16 protein-coding genes are annotated in these 16502 nt (G+C 63.1%); 10 read left to right on the forward strand and 6 right to left on the reverse strand.

Going from position 1 to position 16502, the window contains the following annotated elements:
• Positions 1 to 11: 11 nt before the first annotated feature.
• A complete protein-coding gene (locus FRZ40_RS08805) occupies positions 12 to 1550 on the forward strand; it encodes a DHA2 family efflux MFS transporter permease subunit (RefSeq protein ID WP_147233885.1) in 1539 nt (512 codons plus the stop codon).
• A 12-nt stretch (positions 1551 to 1562) separates the two neighbouring features.
• On the opposite strand, the gene FRZ40_RS08810 is transcribed toward FRZ40_RS08805, so the two are convergent.
• Entirely contained in the window at positions 1563 to 2279 is a 717-nt protein-coding gene (locus FRZ40_RS08810; protein ID WP_051446244.1) for a FadR/GntR family transcriptional regulator, read from the reverse strand.
• Between the two features lie 234 nt (positions 2280 to 2513).
• On the opposite strand from FRZ40_RS08810, the gene dgoD reads away from it, so the two are divergent.
• A complete protein-coding gene (gene dgoD, locus FRZ40_RS08815) occupies positions 2514 to 3662 on the forward strand; it encodes a galactonate dehydratase (RefSeq protein WP_028364471.1) in 1149 nt (382 codons plus the stop codon).
• 300 nt (positions 3663 to 3962) lie between these two features.
• Positions 3963 to 4265 (forward strand): hypothetical protein, encoded by a 303-nt coding sequence (locus FRZ40_RS08820; protein ID WP_147233886.1) that lies wholly within the window; start codon positions 3963 to 3965, stop codon positions 4263 to 4265.
• Between the two features lie 36 nt (positions 4266 to 4301).
• Here FRZ40_RS08820 and FRZ40_RS08825 read toward each other — a convergent pair whose 3' ends face one another.
• Positions 4302 to 5231 (reverse strand): CopD family protein, encoded by a 930-nt coding sequence (locus FRZ40_RS08825; protein ID WP_147233887.1) that lies wholly within the window; start codon positions 5229 to 5231, stop codon positions 4302 to 4304.
• Entirely contained in the window at positions 5228 to 5605 is a 378-nt protein-coding gene (copC, locus tag FRZ40_RS08830) for a copper homeostasis periplasmic binding protein CopC (protein WP_147233888.1), read from the reverse strand. Before copC ends, FRZ40_RS08825 begins: the two co-directional genes overlap by 4 nt.
• A 454-nt stretch (positions 5606 to 6059) precedes the next feature.
• On the opposite strand from copC, the gene FRZ40_RS08835 reads away from it, so the two are divergent.
• The 4 genes from FRZ40_RS08835 (at position 6060) to FRZ40_RS08850 (ending at position 10773) form a co-directional block, all read left to right on the forward strand.
• On the forward strand, positions 6060 to 6791 hold the full coding sequence (locus FRZ40_RS08835; RefSeq protein WP_035541127.1) for a c-type cytochrome: 732 nt from the start codon (positions 6060 to 6062) through the stop codon (positions 6789 to 6791).
• A 20-nt stretch (positions 6792 to 6811) separates the two neighbouring features.
• Entirely contained in the window at positions 6812 to 8110 is a 1299-nt protein-coding gene (locus tag FRZ40_RS08840; RefSeq protein ID WP_028364466.1) for a c-type cytochrome, read from the forward strand.
• 289 nt (positions 8111 to 8399) lie between these two features.
• On the forward strand, positions 8400 to 9020 hold the full coding sequence (trhA, locus tag FRZ40_RS08845) for a PAQR family membrane homeostasis protein TrhA (protein WP_147233889.1): 621 nt from the start codon (positions 8400 to 8402) through the stop codon (positions 9018 to 9020).
• A gap of 196 nt (positions 9021 to 9216) precedes the next feature.
• Positions 9217 to 10773 (forward strand): DEAD/DEAH box helicase, encoded by a 1557-nt coding sequence (locus FRZ40_RS08850; RefSeq protein ID WP_147233890.1) that lies wholly within the window; start codon positions 9217 to 9219, stop codon positions 10771 to 10773.
• A 55-nt stretch (positions 10774 to 10828) separates the two neighbouring features.
• Here FRZ40_RS08850 and FRZ40_RS08855 read toward each other — a convergent pair whose 3' ends face one another.
• Together FRZ40_RS08855 and FRZ40_RS08860 are read right to left on the reverse strand one after the other, a co-directional pair.
• Entirely contained in the window at positions 10829 to 11353 is a 525-nt protein-coding gene (locus tag FRZ40_RS08855) for a hypothetical protein (RefSeq protein WP_147233891.1), read from the reverse strand.
• Between the two features lie 111 nt (positions 11354 to 11464).
• Complete coding sequence (locus FRZ40_RS08860; protein ID WP_147233892.1) at positions 11465 to 12292, reverse strand: ferritin-like domain-containing protein; 828 nt, start codon at positions 12290 to 12292, stop codon at positions 11465 to 11467.
• 411 nt (positions 12293 to 12703) lie between these two features.
• On the opposite strand from FRZ40_RS08860, the gene FRZ40_RS08865 reads away from it, so the two are divergent.
• Both FRZ40_RS08865 and FRZ40_RS08870 read left to right on the forward strand, forming a co-directional pair.
• A complete protein-coding gene (locus tag FRZ40_RS08865) occupies positions 12704 to 13483 on the forward strand; it encodes a DeoR/GlpR family DNA-binding transcription regulator (RefSeq protein WP_147233893.1) in 780 nt (259 codons plus the stop codon).
• 380 nt (positions 13484 to 13863) lie between these two features.
• Entirely contained in the window at positions 13864 to 14061 is a 198-nt protein-coding gene (locus tag FRZ40_RS08870; protein ID WP_090865504.1) for a hypothetical protein, read from the forward strand.
• A gap of 185 nt (positions 14062 to 14246) precedes the next feature.
• On the opposite strand, the gene FRZ40_RS08875 is transcribed toward FRZ40_RS08870, so the two are convergent.
• The gene (locus FRZ40_RS08875; RefSeq protein WP_193566981.1) at positions 14247 to 14636 is read right to left on the reverse strand and encodes a hypothetical protein; all 390 of its coding nucleotides are present in this window, start codon (positions 14634 to 14636) and stop codon (positions 14247 to 14249) included.
• A 203-nt stretch (positions 14637 to 14839) separates the two neighbouring features.
• Here FRZ40_RS08875 and glpD point away from each other — a divergent pair, with 203 nt between their 5' ends.
• Positions 14840 to 16375, forward strand: a complete 1536-nt coding sequence (glpD, locus tag FRZ40_RS08880) for a glycerol-3-phosphate dehydrogenase (RefSeq protein ID WP_147233894.1) — start codon at positions 14840 to 14842, stop codon at positions 16373 to 16375.
• Positions 16376 to 16502: the final 127 nt, after the last annotated feature.

Genomic DNA, 16502 nt, shown 5'->3' on the forward strand with positions numbered 1-16502 from the left:
GACTCCGCTCCATGGCCTCCGATTCGCCGGCAGCAAAGCCAGCCGTCGAGCTGAACCGTCCGATGATCACGATCGCGATCATGCTCGCGACGCTGATGCAGACGCTCGACAGCACCATCGCCAACGTCGCGCTGCCGCATATGCAGGGCAGCCTGTCGGCATCGCAGGATGAGATCACGTGGGTGCTCACGTCGTACATCGTGGCCGCCGCGATCGCGACGCCGCTGACCGGCTGGCTGTCCGACCGGCTGAGCGTCAAGCGTCTGCTGATGTTCGCGATCGGCGGCTTCACGCTCGCGTCGGCGCTGTGCGGGCTGTCCGAAACGCTGACACAGATCGTCGCGTCGCGGCTGCTGCAGGGCATTTTCGGCGCGTCGCTCGTGCCGCTGTCGCAATCGATCCTGCTCGACATCAACCCGCGCGACAAGCAAGGCCAGGCAATGGCCGTGTGGGGCATGGGCGTGATGGTCGGCCCGATTCTCGGACCAACGCTCGGCGGCTGGCTGACCGACAGCTACAACTGGCGCTGGGTGTTCTTCATCAACGTGCCGATCGGCGCGTTCGCGCTGTTCGGCGTGCTCACGTTTCTGCCGTCGCTCGAACCCAGGCACGACGCGAAGTTCGATGCGTTCGGCTTCGCGACGCTCGGACTCGCGATCGGCGCGCTGCAGGCCATGCTCGACCGCGGCGAGCAGCTCGACTGGTTCGGCTCGCATGAGATCGTGCTCGAGGCACTGATCGCGTCGATCAGCTTTGCGTTCTTCATTGTCCACACGGCGACTGTCGGCAGGAACTCGTTCTTCAAGTACGAGTTGCTGAAGGACCGCAACTTCGCGACGGGCACGTTTTTCATCTTCATCATCGGCGCGGTGATGTACGCGACGCGCGCGCTGCTGCCGCCGATGCTGCAAAACCTGATGAACTATCCCGTCGCCACGACGGGCCTCGTGACGGCGCCGAGCGGCGCGGGCACGATGATCGCGATGCTGTTCGCGGGTCGCCTGCTCAAGCACATCGACGCGCGGCTGATGCTGCTCGCGGGCTTCGTCGTGTCGGCGTTCGCACTCTGGCAGATGATGCAATACACGATCGTGCTGTCGGCCTCGGACATCGTGTGGCCCGGCGTTATCCAGGGCTTCGGTCTGGGCCTGGTGTTCGTGCCGCTGAGCGCGCTGACGTTTTCGACACTCGCGCCCGCGTTGCGCGCCGACGGCACGGCCACCTATAGCCTGATGCGCAACATCGGCAGCAGTATCGGCATTTCGATCGTGCAGACGCTGCTCACGCGCAACACGCAGGTCGCGCACTCGGACCTCGCCGCGAACGTCACGGCCTTCAATCCCATCGTTCAGCCGATGCTCGACACCGGTTCGCGGATGAACATGGCCGTGCTCGATGTGTCGATCACGCAGCAGGCCGCAATGATCGCGTATCTGAACAACTTCGAGCTGATGTTTGTCGCCACACTGTTCGTCATTCCGCTCGTGCTGCTGATTCGCCCTTCGCGCAAGGCGCCCGACGAAGCGGTCGCGCATGCGGCAATGGATTGAACCACTAGCCGATCACCCTTCGATCCTTCCGCGCGTCACACCCAGCAGCGACGCCATCGCATGACGCGCGCGCGGCGCATCGCGATCGCGGATTGCTTCGAATACGGCCGTATGTTCGGCGAGCGATGCATTGAACACATCGGCACGCTTTGCGTTGAGCCGCAACTGGGCTTCAAGCGTGCGCTCGATCAGCGTGCCGAGCGGCACCAGCAATTCGTTGCTGCACGCGGCGAGCACGCTCAGATGAAACTGCAAATCGGCACGCACCCATTCGTCGACATTGCGCGCCGCGACCATCGCCGAATGCGCAGTATCGAGCGCGCGGAACGTCGCATCGCCATGCGACGCCGCTGCCAGCCCTGCCGCGTACGGCTCGATCATCTCGCGCATTTCCTGCAGCTTGAGCGCGAAATCCATCGCGGGCGCGACACGCGAATACCAGTCGAGCATATCGGCGTCCAGCAGATTCCAGGCATGCTTCGGGCGCACCCTCGTACCGACGCGCGGCCGCGATTCGACCAGCCCTTTCGATGTCAACGTGCGCAACGCTTCGCGCAATACGGTGCGGCTGACGCCGAATGTCTCCATCAGTTCCGCTTCGCGCGGCAGAACGGATTCGGGCGGGTAGTCGCCGCGCAGAATGGCTGTGCCGAGCAGCCAGGCGACGCGGCCGTGCAGATCTCGCTGAATGTCGATTCTCCCGATGCTGTATTGATTTTTGCCCGGCATCGCCCGATGGGACGACGCGGACCGCCCGCGATTATCGGCGATAGCGGATGCGAAACCCACTGCCGCCGACGCAAAACCTTGCACTGAATAATACTATTAATAGTATTTTACGGCGATTTTGATGTAGGATGTGGCTCCTCAACGGTCACGCAACCGGCGTCCACATTGCGGGACGAACGGGAACGGCGCGGCCCTCAACCGCAATCGGCATTTGCAAGCAAAGGAGACGTCCCCATGAAGATCACCAAAATCGAAACATTCGTCGTTCCGCCGCGCTGGTGTTTCGTGAAGATCGAGACCGACGAAGGCATCGTCGGCTGGGGCGAACCGGTGGTCGAAGGCCGCGCGCATACGGTCGCAGCCGCCGTCGACGAACTCTCCGACTATCTGATCGGCAAAGACCCGCGCAATATCGAAGACCACTGGCAGGTCATGTACCGCGCCGGCTTCTATCGCGGCGGCCCGATTTCGATGAGCGCGATCGCAGGCGTCGATCAGGCGCTGTGGGACATCAAGGGCAAATTCCACGGTGTGCCCGTGCACACGCTGCTCGGCGGTCAGGTGCGCGAGCGCATCAAGGTGTATTCGTGGATCGGCGGCGACCGTCCGAGCGACGTCGCGAACAATGCACGCGCCGTCGTCGAGCGCGGCTTCCAGGCCGTGAAGATGAACGGCTCCGAAGAGCTGCAGATCATCGACACCTTCGACAAGGTGCAAGGCGTCATCAATAACGTCGCCGCAGTGCGCGAGGCCGTCGGCCCGAACGTCGGCATCGGCGTGGACTTCCACGGCCGTGTGCACAAACCGATGGCGAAGGTGCTCGCGAAGGAGCTCGATCCGTACAAGCTGATGTTCATCGAAGAGCCCGTGCTATCGGAGAACGTCGAGGCATTGCGCGACATCGTCAACCAGACGAGCACGCCGATCGCGCTCGGCGAGCGTCTCTACTCGCGCTGGGATTTCAAGCACATTCTCGCGGGCGGTTACGTCGACATCATCCAGCCGGACGCGTCGCACGCTGGCGGCATCACGGAATGCCGCAAGATCGCGTCGATGGCGGAAGCCTACGACGTCGCACTCGCCCTGCACTGCCCGCTCGGCCCGATCGCGCTCGCGACCTGCCTGCAGATCGATGCCGTCAGCTACAACGCGTTCATCCAGGAACAGAGCCTCGGCATCCACTACAACCAGGGCAACGATCTGCTCGACTACATCAAGAATCCGGAAGTCTTCAAATACGAAGACGGCTTCGTATCGATCCCGCAAGGCCCGGGTCTCGGCATCGAAGTGAACGAGGAGAAGGTGCGGGAAATGGCGAAGGTCGGCCATCGCTGGCGCAACCCCGTGTGGCGTCACGCGGACGGCAGCGTCGCCGAGTGGTAAGCAACGGCACGCGGTATCGCGGATGAAACACAAACGCCGCCTTCGGGCGGCGTTTGTTCATCTTGTCATTTGACAACCCGTTGCCTCTGCAACGGACGGACGGCGGCGGGTCGTGCGAACGGCGTATCAGTTGCGCTACACACTTGACGCGCAACGCCTTCGCGATCAATGGCGCGCCGCCGACGCGACACGCCGAACCCCTTACCCAACACAGGTTTCAGCCCATCACGCGAGCGCCGCAAGCGCCTGGCGCACTCCTTGCTGAATGGTATGCAAACAACCATTCGAACCGGGGACGTCATGGGCGAATTTCTTCCCGACTATCTGATCCGCGAACAGGCGGCCGTTGGCGCGCTCGCCGTATTCGGTCTGCTTCGCGTGATCGGCGCGGTGCTCGCGTATCAGCGCGGCTGGCGCATCTCGACGGTCGAGCGATGTTTCATCGCTGCAGCATTTCTGTATTGCCTGCCGCAACTCGTCGATCTGCTCACGCACATCGCGAGTTCACACGCAGCCGCGGCCGAACTCGAAGGCAAGGTCGCGGGCTGCGCGATCGGGCTGTTCTTCGCGCCCGTCGTCGGCCACAAGCTGGGTTACGAATAACCGTCCGCCACCCGCCGACGACAGACACCTTTACGCTCAGCCGAGCGCCGCGAAACCCGGCACGCTGTGCGAGAGCACAGCCGCTGCAGCGAAGATGCCGAGCATCGCGAGCGCTTCGAGATACAGCAGATTGGCAAACGTATGCGCATCCATCGTCGATGCCGTGCGACGCAATCTCGGCAACGCCGAAAAGCGGTTCAATCCGCCGGTCACCAGGGCCAGCGCAACGAGCGCGAGCTTGAGCATCAATACATGTCCCCATGTGCTCGTTTCGATCGCGAGAAACGAGTTGCCCGATCCGCGCGCCGCGTTGAACACGCCGGACAGCAACACGAACACGACAGCGACGAGCGACACATTCGACAGCTGCGTCGCCGTGCGAATCAGCACGCCGCGCGCGATCGACGTGCCGAGCGCTGGCAGCACCGAGAGTCCAGCAGCGAGCACGAGTCCGCCCCACACGGACGTCGTGAGCACATGCAAGGTGTGCATGCCGATCGCCGCCGACGCAACGCCCGCATCGGCCGCGTGACCCAGCGTCGCCTTGCCGCCCGCGATCGCGATCACGGCGAGCCACAGCAACGCGTTACGCAACACATTGGTCTGTCGTGCGAACGACACGAGCACCAGCACCAGCGCGCCCGCAAACGCGACGCTCCAGCCGAAGCCGACATGCGTCTGCGACAGCACGGTCGGCACGGCACTGAAGGCTTCCGGCAAACGCACGCCCGCCATCTCGGCTGCCTGATAGAGCAGCCAGCCGAGGTCGGCCAGCACCAGCACGATCGCCGATGCCTGCATCGAGCGCTGCGCCCGCAACCAGGCGGGGCGCGCGGGCGCGATCTTCACCTGCGCATCGTTGGCGAGCCACGCGCCGAGCAAGGCCGAACCGACGGCAAAGGCGAAGGCGACATTCATGAGCGCGGCCATGGCGACCTGCCCGATCCACAATCCGTCGACTCTCATTTGACGCTGAAGGCGTAGCTGCCCTTCGTGCGATGTCCGTCTTCGGCGACGGCCGTCCATTGCACCGTGTAGCGCCCCGGCTCGAGCGGCTGCATTGCCAGCTGCATGGTCTTCCTGTCCCGCGCATCGACTTGCGACGCTGCCGACGCGGCAGGCTTGCCGTTTGCGTCGACGAGCACGATCTTGCTGAAGGCCGGCTCGAGCGGCTCGCTGAAGTGGATGGTCACGACGGAAGGCGCAGCGACCTGGGCGTTCGGCGCCGGATCGCGCGAGCTCGGCGTAGCATGTGCAAAAGCATTCGACGCGATGGCGAGCGATACGCCGCACGCCGCAAGCCAGCGAAGTGGCGTGCGCAAGGACAAGGGAAGAGTCATAGGCTGGCTATCGATAGAAAACAGATGGAAAACGCAGTAACGGACGGGATAGTACGCTTCGATGTCTCGCGGTTCAGTCAGTTCAACGGCGATCGCAGCCGCGTCGACGCGCAGCGTCCTACACGAATTCGCTCAAAACTGAAACAGAAGGAGGCAGCAAAGAGACAGTCGCCGTCGAGGCAAAAGGCGCAATCTTAAAATAGCTGGAAGCGTTACCGCCAGGCCAGCGTTGATTGGCAGGCCGGGCGGAAGACAGAAGATGCCAATGGATTGCGTCAACTTGTCGCAATGGTGGTGTCGTTGGGGCGCGTCAAGTGGGAAAGTCGTCGCATGTGGCAAATAGTCACCATTACCCATCGATGATAGAATGCTGCGTCGCCGCGCACCTTCTCGCAGGCATTCATCGCGCTGCACACACCGATCCGTTCGAAGTTCGGCCAGGCCCACGATAATGATGGAGTTACGCGTGTCTTCAAGACGCATTTTCCGCCCTTTGCTCGCCCTGCTGTTGATCGGGTGTGCAGGCGTATCCGGCGCTGTGCAAGCGCAAACCCAGCCCAAAGCTCCGGACACCATGGAAGCGCGCGTGCAAGGCTGCACGGCGTGTCACGGCTCGAAAGGTCAGGGCACGGACAACGACTACTTTCCGCGTCTCGCCGGCAAGCCGGCCGAGTACCTCTTCAACCAGTTGAAGAACTTCCGTGAAGGCCGGCGCAAGTATCCGCCGATGAACTACCTCGTCACGTATCTCTCCGACGACTACCTTCACGACTTCGCGACGTACTTCTCGCAGCAGCGTCCGCCGTATCCGACGCCGGCCAGGCCGACTGTGTCGGATGCCACGCTCGCGAAGGGCAAGGAAATCGTGCTGAACGGCGACGCATCGCGCCAGATTCCCGCGTGCGCGGCCTGTCACGGCAAGGGTTTGACGGGTATGGAACCGGCCATTCCGGGTCTGGTCGGCCTGCACATGGACTACATCAGCGCGCAGCTGGGCGCATGGCGCTCGGGTTCGCGCCACGCGATCGAACCTGACTGCATGCACACGATCGCCACGCGTTTGACGGATGCCGACGTGAACGCAGTCGCCGCGTGGCTGTCCACGCAGCAAGCGCCGCAGAACCCCGTGCCGGCGCCCGCCAAATCGTTGAAGACTCCGCTTGCCTGCGGCAGCGAACCGCAATAAGGCACCGGGAGAGACAAACAATGAAACGCAAGTCTTTGTTCGCGCTTTCGGCTGTCGTCGTGGTAGCGGCTGCCGCGCTGGTTCCCGTCCTGTGGTCGGGCAGCGACTATCTGCATAACGGCACCGCCGTCGCTGCCACACCCGCAGACCAGGCAGCATTGATCAAGAAGGGTGAATACCTCGCTCGCGCCGGCGACTGTATCGCGTGTCACACGGTGCGCGGCGGCAAGGAATTCTCGGGCGGCCTGCCGATGGCCACGCCGTTCGGCACGCTCTTCACGCCGAACATCACGCCTGATGACCAGTACGGCATCGGCAAGTGGTCACAGGACGACTTCTATCGCGCGATGCACACGGGCCGCTCGAAGGACGGCAGCCTGCTCTATCCGGCGTTCCCCTTCACGAGCTATACGAAGGTCTCGCGGGCCGACTCCGATGCGATCTACGCGTATCTGCGTTCGGTTCCGCCCGTCTCGGTGCCGAGCCGTCCGCATGAACTGAAGTTCCCGTTCAACAACCGCAACCTGCTGATCGGCTGGCGTACGCTGTTCTTCCGCGAAGGCGAGTACAAGCCGGATCCGACCAAGTCGGTCGAATGGAACCGCGGCGCGTATCTGATCGAAGGCCTCGGCCACTGCGGCATGTGCCACACGTCGATCAACGCAATGGGCGGCCCGGTCAACTCGGCGGCCTTCGCGGGCGGTCTGATTCCGCTGCAGAACTGGTATGCGCCTTCGCTGACGTCGAACAAGGAAGCGGGCCTCGGCGACTGGGACATCAAGGACATCTCCGATCTGCTGAAGAACGGCGTATCGCAACGTGGCGCGGTATTCGGCCCGATGGCTGAAGTGGTTCACAACAGCCTGCAGTACATGTCGGACGAAGACGTTCACGCGATGTCGACGTATCTGAAGACGATTCCGCAGAAGAGCGAGGCACCCGAGCATCTGCAGCTGGAAACGTCGGAACAGTTCGGCGGCGAACTGTTGAAGCAAGGTCAGAAGATCTACGCTGACAACTGTGCGAAGTGTCACGCGGACAACGGTCTCGGCATGCCGCCGTCGTTCCCGCCGCTCGCGAACAACCAGTCGATCCAGATGCCCTCGGCCGTCAACCCGATCCGCATGGTGCTGAATGGCGGTTATCCGCCGAGCACGGGCGGCAATCCGAAGCCGTATGGCATGCCGCCGTTTGCGCAGGCACTGTCGAATCAGGAAGTGGCCGCCGTTGTGACGTACATTCGCCAGTCGTGGGGCAACCACGGTACGGCCGTGTCGCCGCAGCAAGTGTCCGATCTGCGTTCGGCGCCGCTCGACTGAGCGTCGTCTGAAGGTTTGGGGCGCGGCCTGCGATAATCGCGGCCGCGCCCTTCGCTTTTTCGGGTGCGTCTTTCGGGTGCGTCTTTCGGGTGCGTCTTTCGGGTGCGTCTTTCGGGTGCGTCTTTCGGGTGCGTCTTTCGGGTGCGTCTTTCGGGTGCGTCTTTCGGGTGCGTCTTTCGGGTGCGTCGTATGCGAGAGGATTCGTAGGAGACGTCTGGGATATCAGGCGTATAACGGTTGTCCTGTGTCGTAGGTAGGATGAAACAGGCATCATGCAGGAGGGTGTATCGTGCACGTCGGGGAGCGTCTGAACAGCATCACTCACCTGGTCGGCACCGTGCTGTCGGTGGCAGGGCTCGCGGCGCTCGTGACGATGGGCGCGCTCGACGGCGATGCGTACAAGGTCGTGAGCTTCAGCGTCTATGGCGCGATGCTCTGCGCGCTGTACGGCATTTCGACGCTGTATCACAGCGTGCGTCGCCCGCGTCTGAAGGCAATCTTGCAGAAGTGCGATCACTCTGCGATTTATCTGTTGATCGCGGGCAGCTACACACCGTTTACACTGGTCACACTGCGTGGCCCTTGGGGATGGTCGCTGTTCGGCGTGAGCTGGGGTCTGGCCGCGCTAGGAATCGTGCAGGAACTCACGCTCGGGCGACGTACCCGCAGCGTATCGATGGTGCTGTATGTGCTGATGGGATGGCTCGCGCTCGTTGCCGTCCGCCCGCTGGTCACTGCGTTGCCGGCCGCGGGCACCGCCTGGCTGCTGGCAGGCGGGCTCATCTATAGCGCCGGCATCTACTTCTTCGTCAACGACGAGCGCATCCGGCACGGACATGGCATCTGGCACCTGTTCGTACTCGCCGGCAGTCTGTGTCAGTTCGTCAGCGTCGCGCGTTATGTCGCATGAGGCGCGAGACGGCGGATGCAACTTAATGCCAGTCGACGTGTCTGCATAGCGCGTCGAGCAATTCGGCACGCATAGCGCGTGCCGCCGATTTCTCCGTGAACGGTGAGTGTCGGGCGAGCGATCATTCGGGTCGCCCGCGAACGCGCCTTCGGGCCGCGTTGGCATCGTTTGCACAATTGCATTGCAAAGAGTTTTTATGTCTTTTGATTCCCTCGGCTTGTCCGAACCGCTGGTCCGCGCAGTCAACGAACTCGGCTACACGTCGCCGACTCCGATCCAGCAACAGGCCATTCCCGCTGTGCTCAACGGCGGCGACCTGCTGGCCGGTGCGCAGACGGGCACCGGCAAGACGGCCGGCTTCACGCTGCCCATCCTGCAACGTCTTCTCACGATGCCGCCCGCGCCGGGCGGCAAGCGCGTCGTGCGCGCGCTGATCCTCACGCCAACGCGCGAACTCGCTGCGCAGGTCGAGGAAAGCGTGCGCGCATATGGCAAGTATCTGAAGCTGAAGTCGACCGTGATGTTCGGTGGCGTCGGCATCAATCCGCAAATCGATGCATTGCGGCGCGGCGTCGACATCGTCGTGGCGACGCCTGGGCGTCTGCTCGATCACATGCAGCAGAAGACCATCGACCTGTCGCATCTCGAGATTCTCGTGCTCGACGAAGCCGACCGCATGCTCGACATGGGCTTCATTCACGACATCAAGCGCGTGCTCGCGAAGCTGCCGCCGAAGCGCCAGAACCTGCTGTTCTCGGCCACGTTCTCGGACGAGATCAAGGCACTCGCCGACAGTCTCCTCGATGCGCCTGCGCTGATCGAAGTCGCGCGCCGCAACACGACGGCCGAAACGGTCGCGCAGAAGATTCACCCGGTGGATCGCGACAAGAAGCGCGAGTTGCTCACGCATCTGATCAAGCAGCACAACTGGTTTCAGGTGCTCGTCTTCACGCGCACGAAGCACGGCGCGAACCGTCTCGCCGAACAGTTGACGAAGGACGGCATCAGCGCGCTGGCCATTCACGGCAACAAGAGCCAGTCGGCGCGTACGCGGGCGCTGGCGGAGTTCAAGAACAACACGCTGCAGGTGCTGGTCGCCACCGATATCGCGGCGCGCGGTATCGACATCGACCAGCTGCCGCATGTCGTCAACTTCGATCTGCCGAACGTGCCGGAAGACTACGTGCACCGCATCGGCCGCACGGGCCGCGCGGGCGCGACGGGCGAAGCGGTGTCGCTGGTGTGCGTCGATGAGCTGCAACTGCTGAAGGACATCGAAAAGCTGATCAAGCGCGCCGTGCCGCAAGAAGTGATCGCAGGCTTCGAGCCGGATCCGAACGCGCGGCCCGAGCCGATCCAGCGCCGCGGACAAGGCGGTGGCGGCCGTCAGCCACGTCAAGGGCAAGGGCAAGGCCAGGGTCAGCGTCAGGCTCAAGGTCAGCAGAAACGCGAAGGCTCGTCGGGCGCGAACAACGGTCACTCGCGCGGCGGCCACCGCGCATCGGGCGACAAACCCGGTGACAAACCTGGCGACAAGCCGAAGCAACACGCTAAGCCGCAAGGCGCAAAGCCCGCGCATGCGCGCAACGACGGTCCGCGTCATCAGGACAAGCCGCGCGCATCCGCACATGAAGGCGGCGCGCACACCCCGCATGCCGCACACGCACCGCGCAAGCCGCGCAACGCGAACCCGGGCGCCCTGCTTGGCGGCAAGGCGCGCGGCGATGCGCCGCGTGGTCAGCGCGGCAACTGACGCAACACTGAGACGCCCGCCGTTCCCGATGCGGGCGTCGAGCGTCTTCCTGCTGTTATCTTCCAGCCGCCGCGCCGCCAGCGGCTTTCTTCAGGTACTCGACCTGCTGGGTCCAGCGTTCGAGTACTGCCTCTCTTCCCTCTGCCAGATTGAACGTGATGCCCGACGTCAGGCGCGCGTAACCCACGCGTTGCGCTTCGCCGGAATCGATCGTTCCCGCGTAACACGCTAGTCCTCCCGCATCCGCGCTCAACGGCACGAGTGCGAGTTGAACCTGATAGAACGCTTCATCGAACACAAAGGTCAGCGTCGCCCGTCCGCTTCCGGCGATCGCGCGCGCCGCACGCGATTGCGGCCAGAGCCCGATGCATAGCGTGCGAGAGTCAGGCGCGTACAGTTCACCGATGCCGAGCAAAGACGTGCGCACATGTGCGTTGCTCTCATCGACGGTCAGCAGCGAGGCCGTGAACCCGATTTTCGATTCGAGCGCCGAGCCATCGAACAACGCGCGCAATTCGGCGGGCCATTCGTCGAATACCTGTTGATCGAGTGAATGATTTTGCTCCGTGGATGTTGGCATGCGAGTGTCCTCTGTCGATGCACGATCTCGCGCGACGTTCAGCGCAACGGCCGACAAAGCAGACGGCCCGCGCGCGGCGGGCCATCGAGACCTGAGCGCGGCGAAAAACTGTCAGCGGAAAAACACGTGCTGCGTGATCTTCGCGAGCGGGTAATGGACGCCTGGCTGAATTTTCGCCGGCAGATCGAGCGGTTTGAGCAGCATCTTCACACACATATCGGCGGACAGGTTGTGCCGCACGAGCTTGTTCACGCGCGCCGCCTTTTCGCGGTTATACGCCTCGTCGTTGACACGCTCGGGATAGCGGATCGCGAACACATGGCGTAGCGCGATCTCCGAATCTTCGTTCTTGATTTCCATCACGCGCCGCATCAATGCGCCGAGCACCGCGAGCCGTCCGTTGCCCTCGATCTTGTTGTACTTCTTGAAGTATTTGAAAAAGTGCTTGTAGTGACGGACTTCGTCGGTGCGGATGTTGTCGGTGATTTCCTTCAGAACGGGCTCGTCCGAACATACGCCGATCGCGCGATACAACGTTGCCGTGCCCGTCTCGACGACGCAGCGCGCCACCATCTCCAGCGCGCGCGTCTTTTCGAAGTCTTCCATGTTGCAGGTCTTCGAATACTCCTCGAAGAAATTGTGGAACGCCGTGTCCCAGTCGAACTCCGGCCACACGTGCGCGATGTACGCCTTCAGCGCGCGACCGTGCTGCATTTCTTCGGGCTCCCACTCATTGTTGAGCCACGCGGACACCTCGGGATCGCCATTGAAGAACCTGCTCAGATTGCTCGTGTAGAGATCGGTACCGCTTTCGATGAACGAAGCCGCGCAAAGGAGCAAAAGAAGGTCTTCATTGGCGACCGCGCGCTGGCGGTCGATGCGATTGAGATCGATGTCTTCGATGCGCCAGGGCATCACGTGAACAGCCTCGTTGTGCATAAAAGTCCGCTCCGAAAACCGTAGTGCCTCGTGCGCGGGCTGAACCGCAGATGTTCCGGTTCGATGCCGTCCGTGAGGACTACAGTGCCTTGCAACATTGAATTTTTATCTTCATCTTAGCCGTTGCTCTGCGAATTCGCAGATAACACAGCACAGACCATGCCGTATCCGCGCAGTTCCGCGCGAACCCTGATTGACCGTGCGAATGCACAAAGAGATTGCACCGGAGATTCGATCTGATGTTTCGAACACCTTCGCGAACTTAAAACCGCACTACACTGCCTTTCGATCGACATTCAAGCACGCGAAAAATCCGGTGTCGGCGACGGGCGACGACGAACACAACGAAGGTCTTACAATACGGCCAAGCCAACCCTCGCCCACTTCCGGTGCGGCGCTCACAAAAACACCATGACACGAGACCCCCGCCTGACGCTGAACGCACGTCAACAGGAACTGCTGGAGTGGGTGCAACGCGACGGCTTCGTCACGGTCGACGATCTGGCTGCGCACTTCGACGTGACGCCGCAGACGATCCGCCGCGACGTCAACTGGCTCGCCGACATGAACCTGCTGCGCCGCTACCACGGCGGCGCGAGTCTGCCGACCAGTTCCGAGAACGTCTCCTATAGCGCGCGCCAGCGGATGTTCCATGACGAGAAGCGGCGCATCGCGTCACTCGTCGCCACGCACATTCCCGATCAGGCTTCCCTCTTCATCAACCTCGGCACGACGACGGAAGAAGTCGCGCGTGCGCTGAACCGCCATCGCGGCCTGCGCGTGATTACCAACAACCTGAACGTCGCGAGCATGATGAGCGGCTATCCGGATTGCGAGGTGCTGGTGACGGGCGGGATCGTGCGGCCGTGGGACAAGGGCATCGTCGGCGAGCTGGCGATCGACTTCATCCGCCAGTTCAAGGTGGACTTCGCGATCATCGGCACGTCGAGCATCGAGACGGACGGCACGCTGCGCGATTTCGACACGCGCGAGGTGCGCGTCGCCGAAGCGATCATCGAACATTCGCGCACCGTCTTCCTGGCCGCCGACCATTCGAAATTCGGGCGACCTGCGCTCGTGCGCCAGGGGCATCTGAACCAGATCGATTCCCTCTTCACCGACGCTCCGCCGCCGCCCGACATGGCCGAAACGCTGGCGACTTCCGGCACGCAGGTCTACATCGCCGAGTAACGGGACGCACGGCATTCGCGCCGCATGGTCTCCGGCGCGAATGCGGGGGCCGCAAGCCCATTTCCGCCATGCTGCACCGCACGCAAATCCTCCAGTGAAATCAAGGATTTGCCGCGTCCGCCGGACCGCCGCTCGTGCGCGGTGCTGTCAACGGGAAAATTTACGGGGCCGATTTGGACTTCCGGCTGCCATTGACTACACTCCAGTTCCCCAACGTCCTTAAACGTCTTTGGACCGAGTGACACACGCTGGACGTGGGGCGAAGAGAGCAAAACTTCAGGCCTGATCCACGGTATTCACCGCCGTTGGATCCTCCGTCGCCGGCAGGGCCGTCGGCTGACGCAATGGCTACCCGAGTACGCTTGACATGGAGAGAAACGATGCTGAGTCCGCATGAATTCGCCACGTTGTTGCTCGTCAAGGACGCCCCCAATCAGGTCGACATGGAACGCGAAGAGCTCGACGCACTGCTCGAACGGCAGTTGGTCCAGCTCGAAAAACTCGCGTCGGGCTTGCAACAATGGCGTATCACGGAATCCGGCGATACGGCTCTCCGGGCTATCAAGCGCTTTTCCTGACGGCAACCGATCGCGCCTGACACGTTTGCCTGTCATCACCCTGCGACCGTCGGCGTGCCCGCAACGGACACGCGAGCATACGGGCGCCTGGACGGTCACGCGGATTGGCCCGCCTGACCGTCTTTATGTTTTCACGCCTGCTCCGCCGCAATTGACCGGCATGCCTGCGCGCGCCTGTCTTCCGTTCAGCCCGAGCGCAACGTCGGATCGACGGCCGCGCGCCAGCTCAGCGCCTTGACGCGCTGCGCGTTGAAGAACGCCACCCACTGACTGCGCGCTTCAGGATCGGGGCTCGTGCCCTGCGCCGTGTAACGCTGCGCCAACCCCGTCTGGAACGTGCAGTAATCCGCCTTCGACAGCCCGCCGCGCCGGTTCGCGACATACGCATCGAACAGCGTCACGTAGACGGACTGGGCGTCGCTGCCGTAATCGACGAGCTGATTTCCGCACATCGCCTGCAAATCCGCGAACGACGGCGCGCCCATCGTTCCGTTCAGGCTGGGCGTGCTGACGCACCCCGTCAGCGCCGCCGCGATCGACAGCGCCGCCGCGCCCGTCATCCAGAGTCCACGCATGAAATTCACCTCGTATCGCCGCAATCCGGCTGCTTGCAGGGAAGTATCGGCCCAGCGCGGCATTCGTGCCACCGCGTGCAAAATCGCGCACCGATTTGCGCCAAGTCGAACTTTACTTTTTCGAATATGTTCATTAAAGTTTCGAAAACGAACATTACGATTTCACATCAACCCTACTTTTTCCTCCGTCAGGGGCATTCCGGGTGACGCAAGATTTCATTTACGACCTGCTCGTCGTCGGCGGCGGGATCAACGGCGCGGGCATCGCGCGCGACGCGGCGGGCCGCGGTCTCGCCGTGCTGCTGTGCGAACAGGACGATCTGGCCGCGCATACGTCGTCGGCCAGCACCAAGCTGATTCATGGCGGCCTGCGCTATCTGGAATACCGCGAGTTCGGTCTCGTGCGCAAGGCGCTGCAGGAGCGCGAAACGCTGCTGCGCGCCGCGCCGCACATCATGTGGCCGTTGCGCTTCGTGATGCCGCACATGCCCGATCTGCGGCCCGCCTGGCTGATTCGCGCCGGCCTCTTTCTCTACGACCATCTCGCGCGCCGCGAATTGCTGCCCGGTTCGCGCGGCATCGACCTGCGCAAGCATCCCGCCGGCCAGCCGCTCGTCGATTCGATCAAGCGCGGCTTCGTCTATTCGGACGGCTGGGTCGACGACGCGCGCCTTGTCGTCCTGAACGCGCTCGACGCGCAGGAACGCGGCGCGACCATCGTAACGCGCACGAAGCTCGTCGGCGCGACGCGCGTGAATGGCGAATGGCATGCGCAGATGCAGCGCGCCGACGGCTCGACGGCGACAGTGCGCGCGCGTGCGATCGCGAACGCCGCCGGACCGTGGGTCGGCGAACTGCTGCGCGGCCCACTGTCGCGCGGACGTGAGGCGAACTACAGCGTGCGTCTGGTGAAAGGCAGCCACATCGTCGTGCCCCGCCTGTTCGAGCACGACCATGCATACATCTTCCAGAACCCGGACAAGCGCATCATCTTCGCGATTCCTTACGAGCGCGACTTCACGCTGATCGGCACGACGGATCTCGAATACAAGGGCGATCCGTCGAAGGTCTCGATCGACGCATCGGAAACGCAGTATCTGTGCGATTCGATCAACCGCTACTTCAAGCAGCACATCGCGCCGCGCGATGTGTACTGGACATATTCGGGCGTGCGTCCACTGCTCGAGGACGAAAACGCGGACAACCCGTCCGCCGTGACGCGCGACTACCGGCTCGAACTCGACGCGCCCGCTGGCGAAGCGCCGCTGCTGTCGGTATTCGGCGGCAAGATCACGACGTATCGCAAGCTCGCGGAAGAAGCCGTCGACGATCTCGCTCGCGCCCTGCAGCACGATAAAGAGGCGTGGACGGCGGGCGTGGCGCTGCCGGGCGGCGATATCGCGCGCGCGGACTTCGAGCGCTTCGCTGCGCAGTTCGCGCAACAGCACGCATGGCTGCCCGCCGCGCTCGCGCGCCGCTACGCGCGCGCTTACGGCACGCGCGCCGAACGCGTGATCGGCGATGCGCGCTCGCTGGCCGATCTCGGTCGGCAGTTCGCGCCGGGGCTGTATGAAGCGGAGCTGCGCTATCTGCGCGAAACCGAATGGGCGACGACGGCGCACGACGTTCTGTGGCGCCGCTCGAAGCTTGGCCTGCATGTCGAGCGAGGCACGCTCGACAGCGTCACGCGCGACATCGATGCGTGGTTCGCCCGCGCGACATCGAAGCAGCATGCCTGAGCCTTTCGGCACACGCCAGGCCGCGACGGCACGCAGCGATTCCACCGCGCTGCCGCGCATGCAACAATCCGCGCAGGCACCCACACTTTCGCGTGACCCGGGCGCGCCGCCGCGCCCGTCCGAAAAG

The organism is Paraburkholderia azotifigens (assembly GCF_007995085.1).
Taxonomy (GTDB): Bacteria; Pseudomonadota; Gammaproteobacteria; order Burkholderiales; family Burkholderiaceae; genus Paraburkholderia; species Paraburkholderia azotifigens.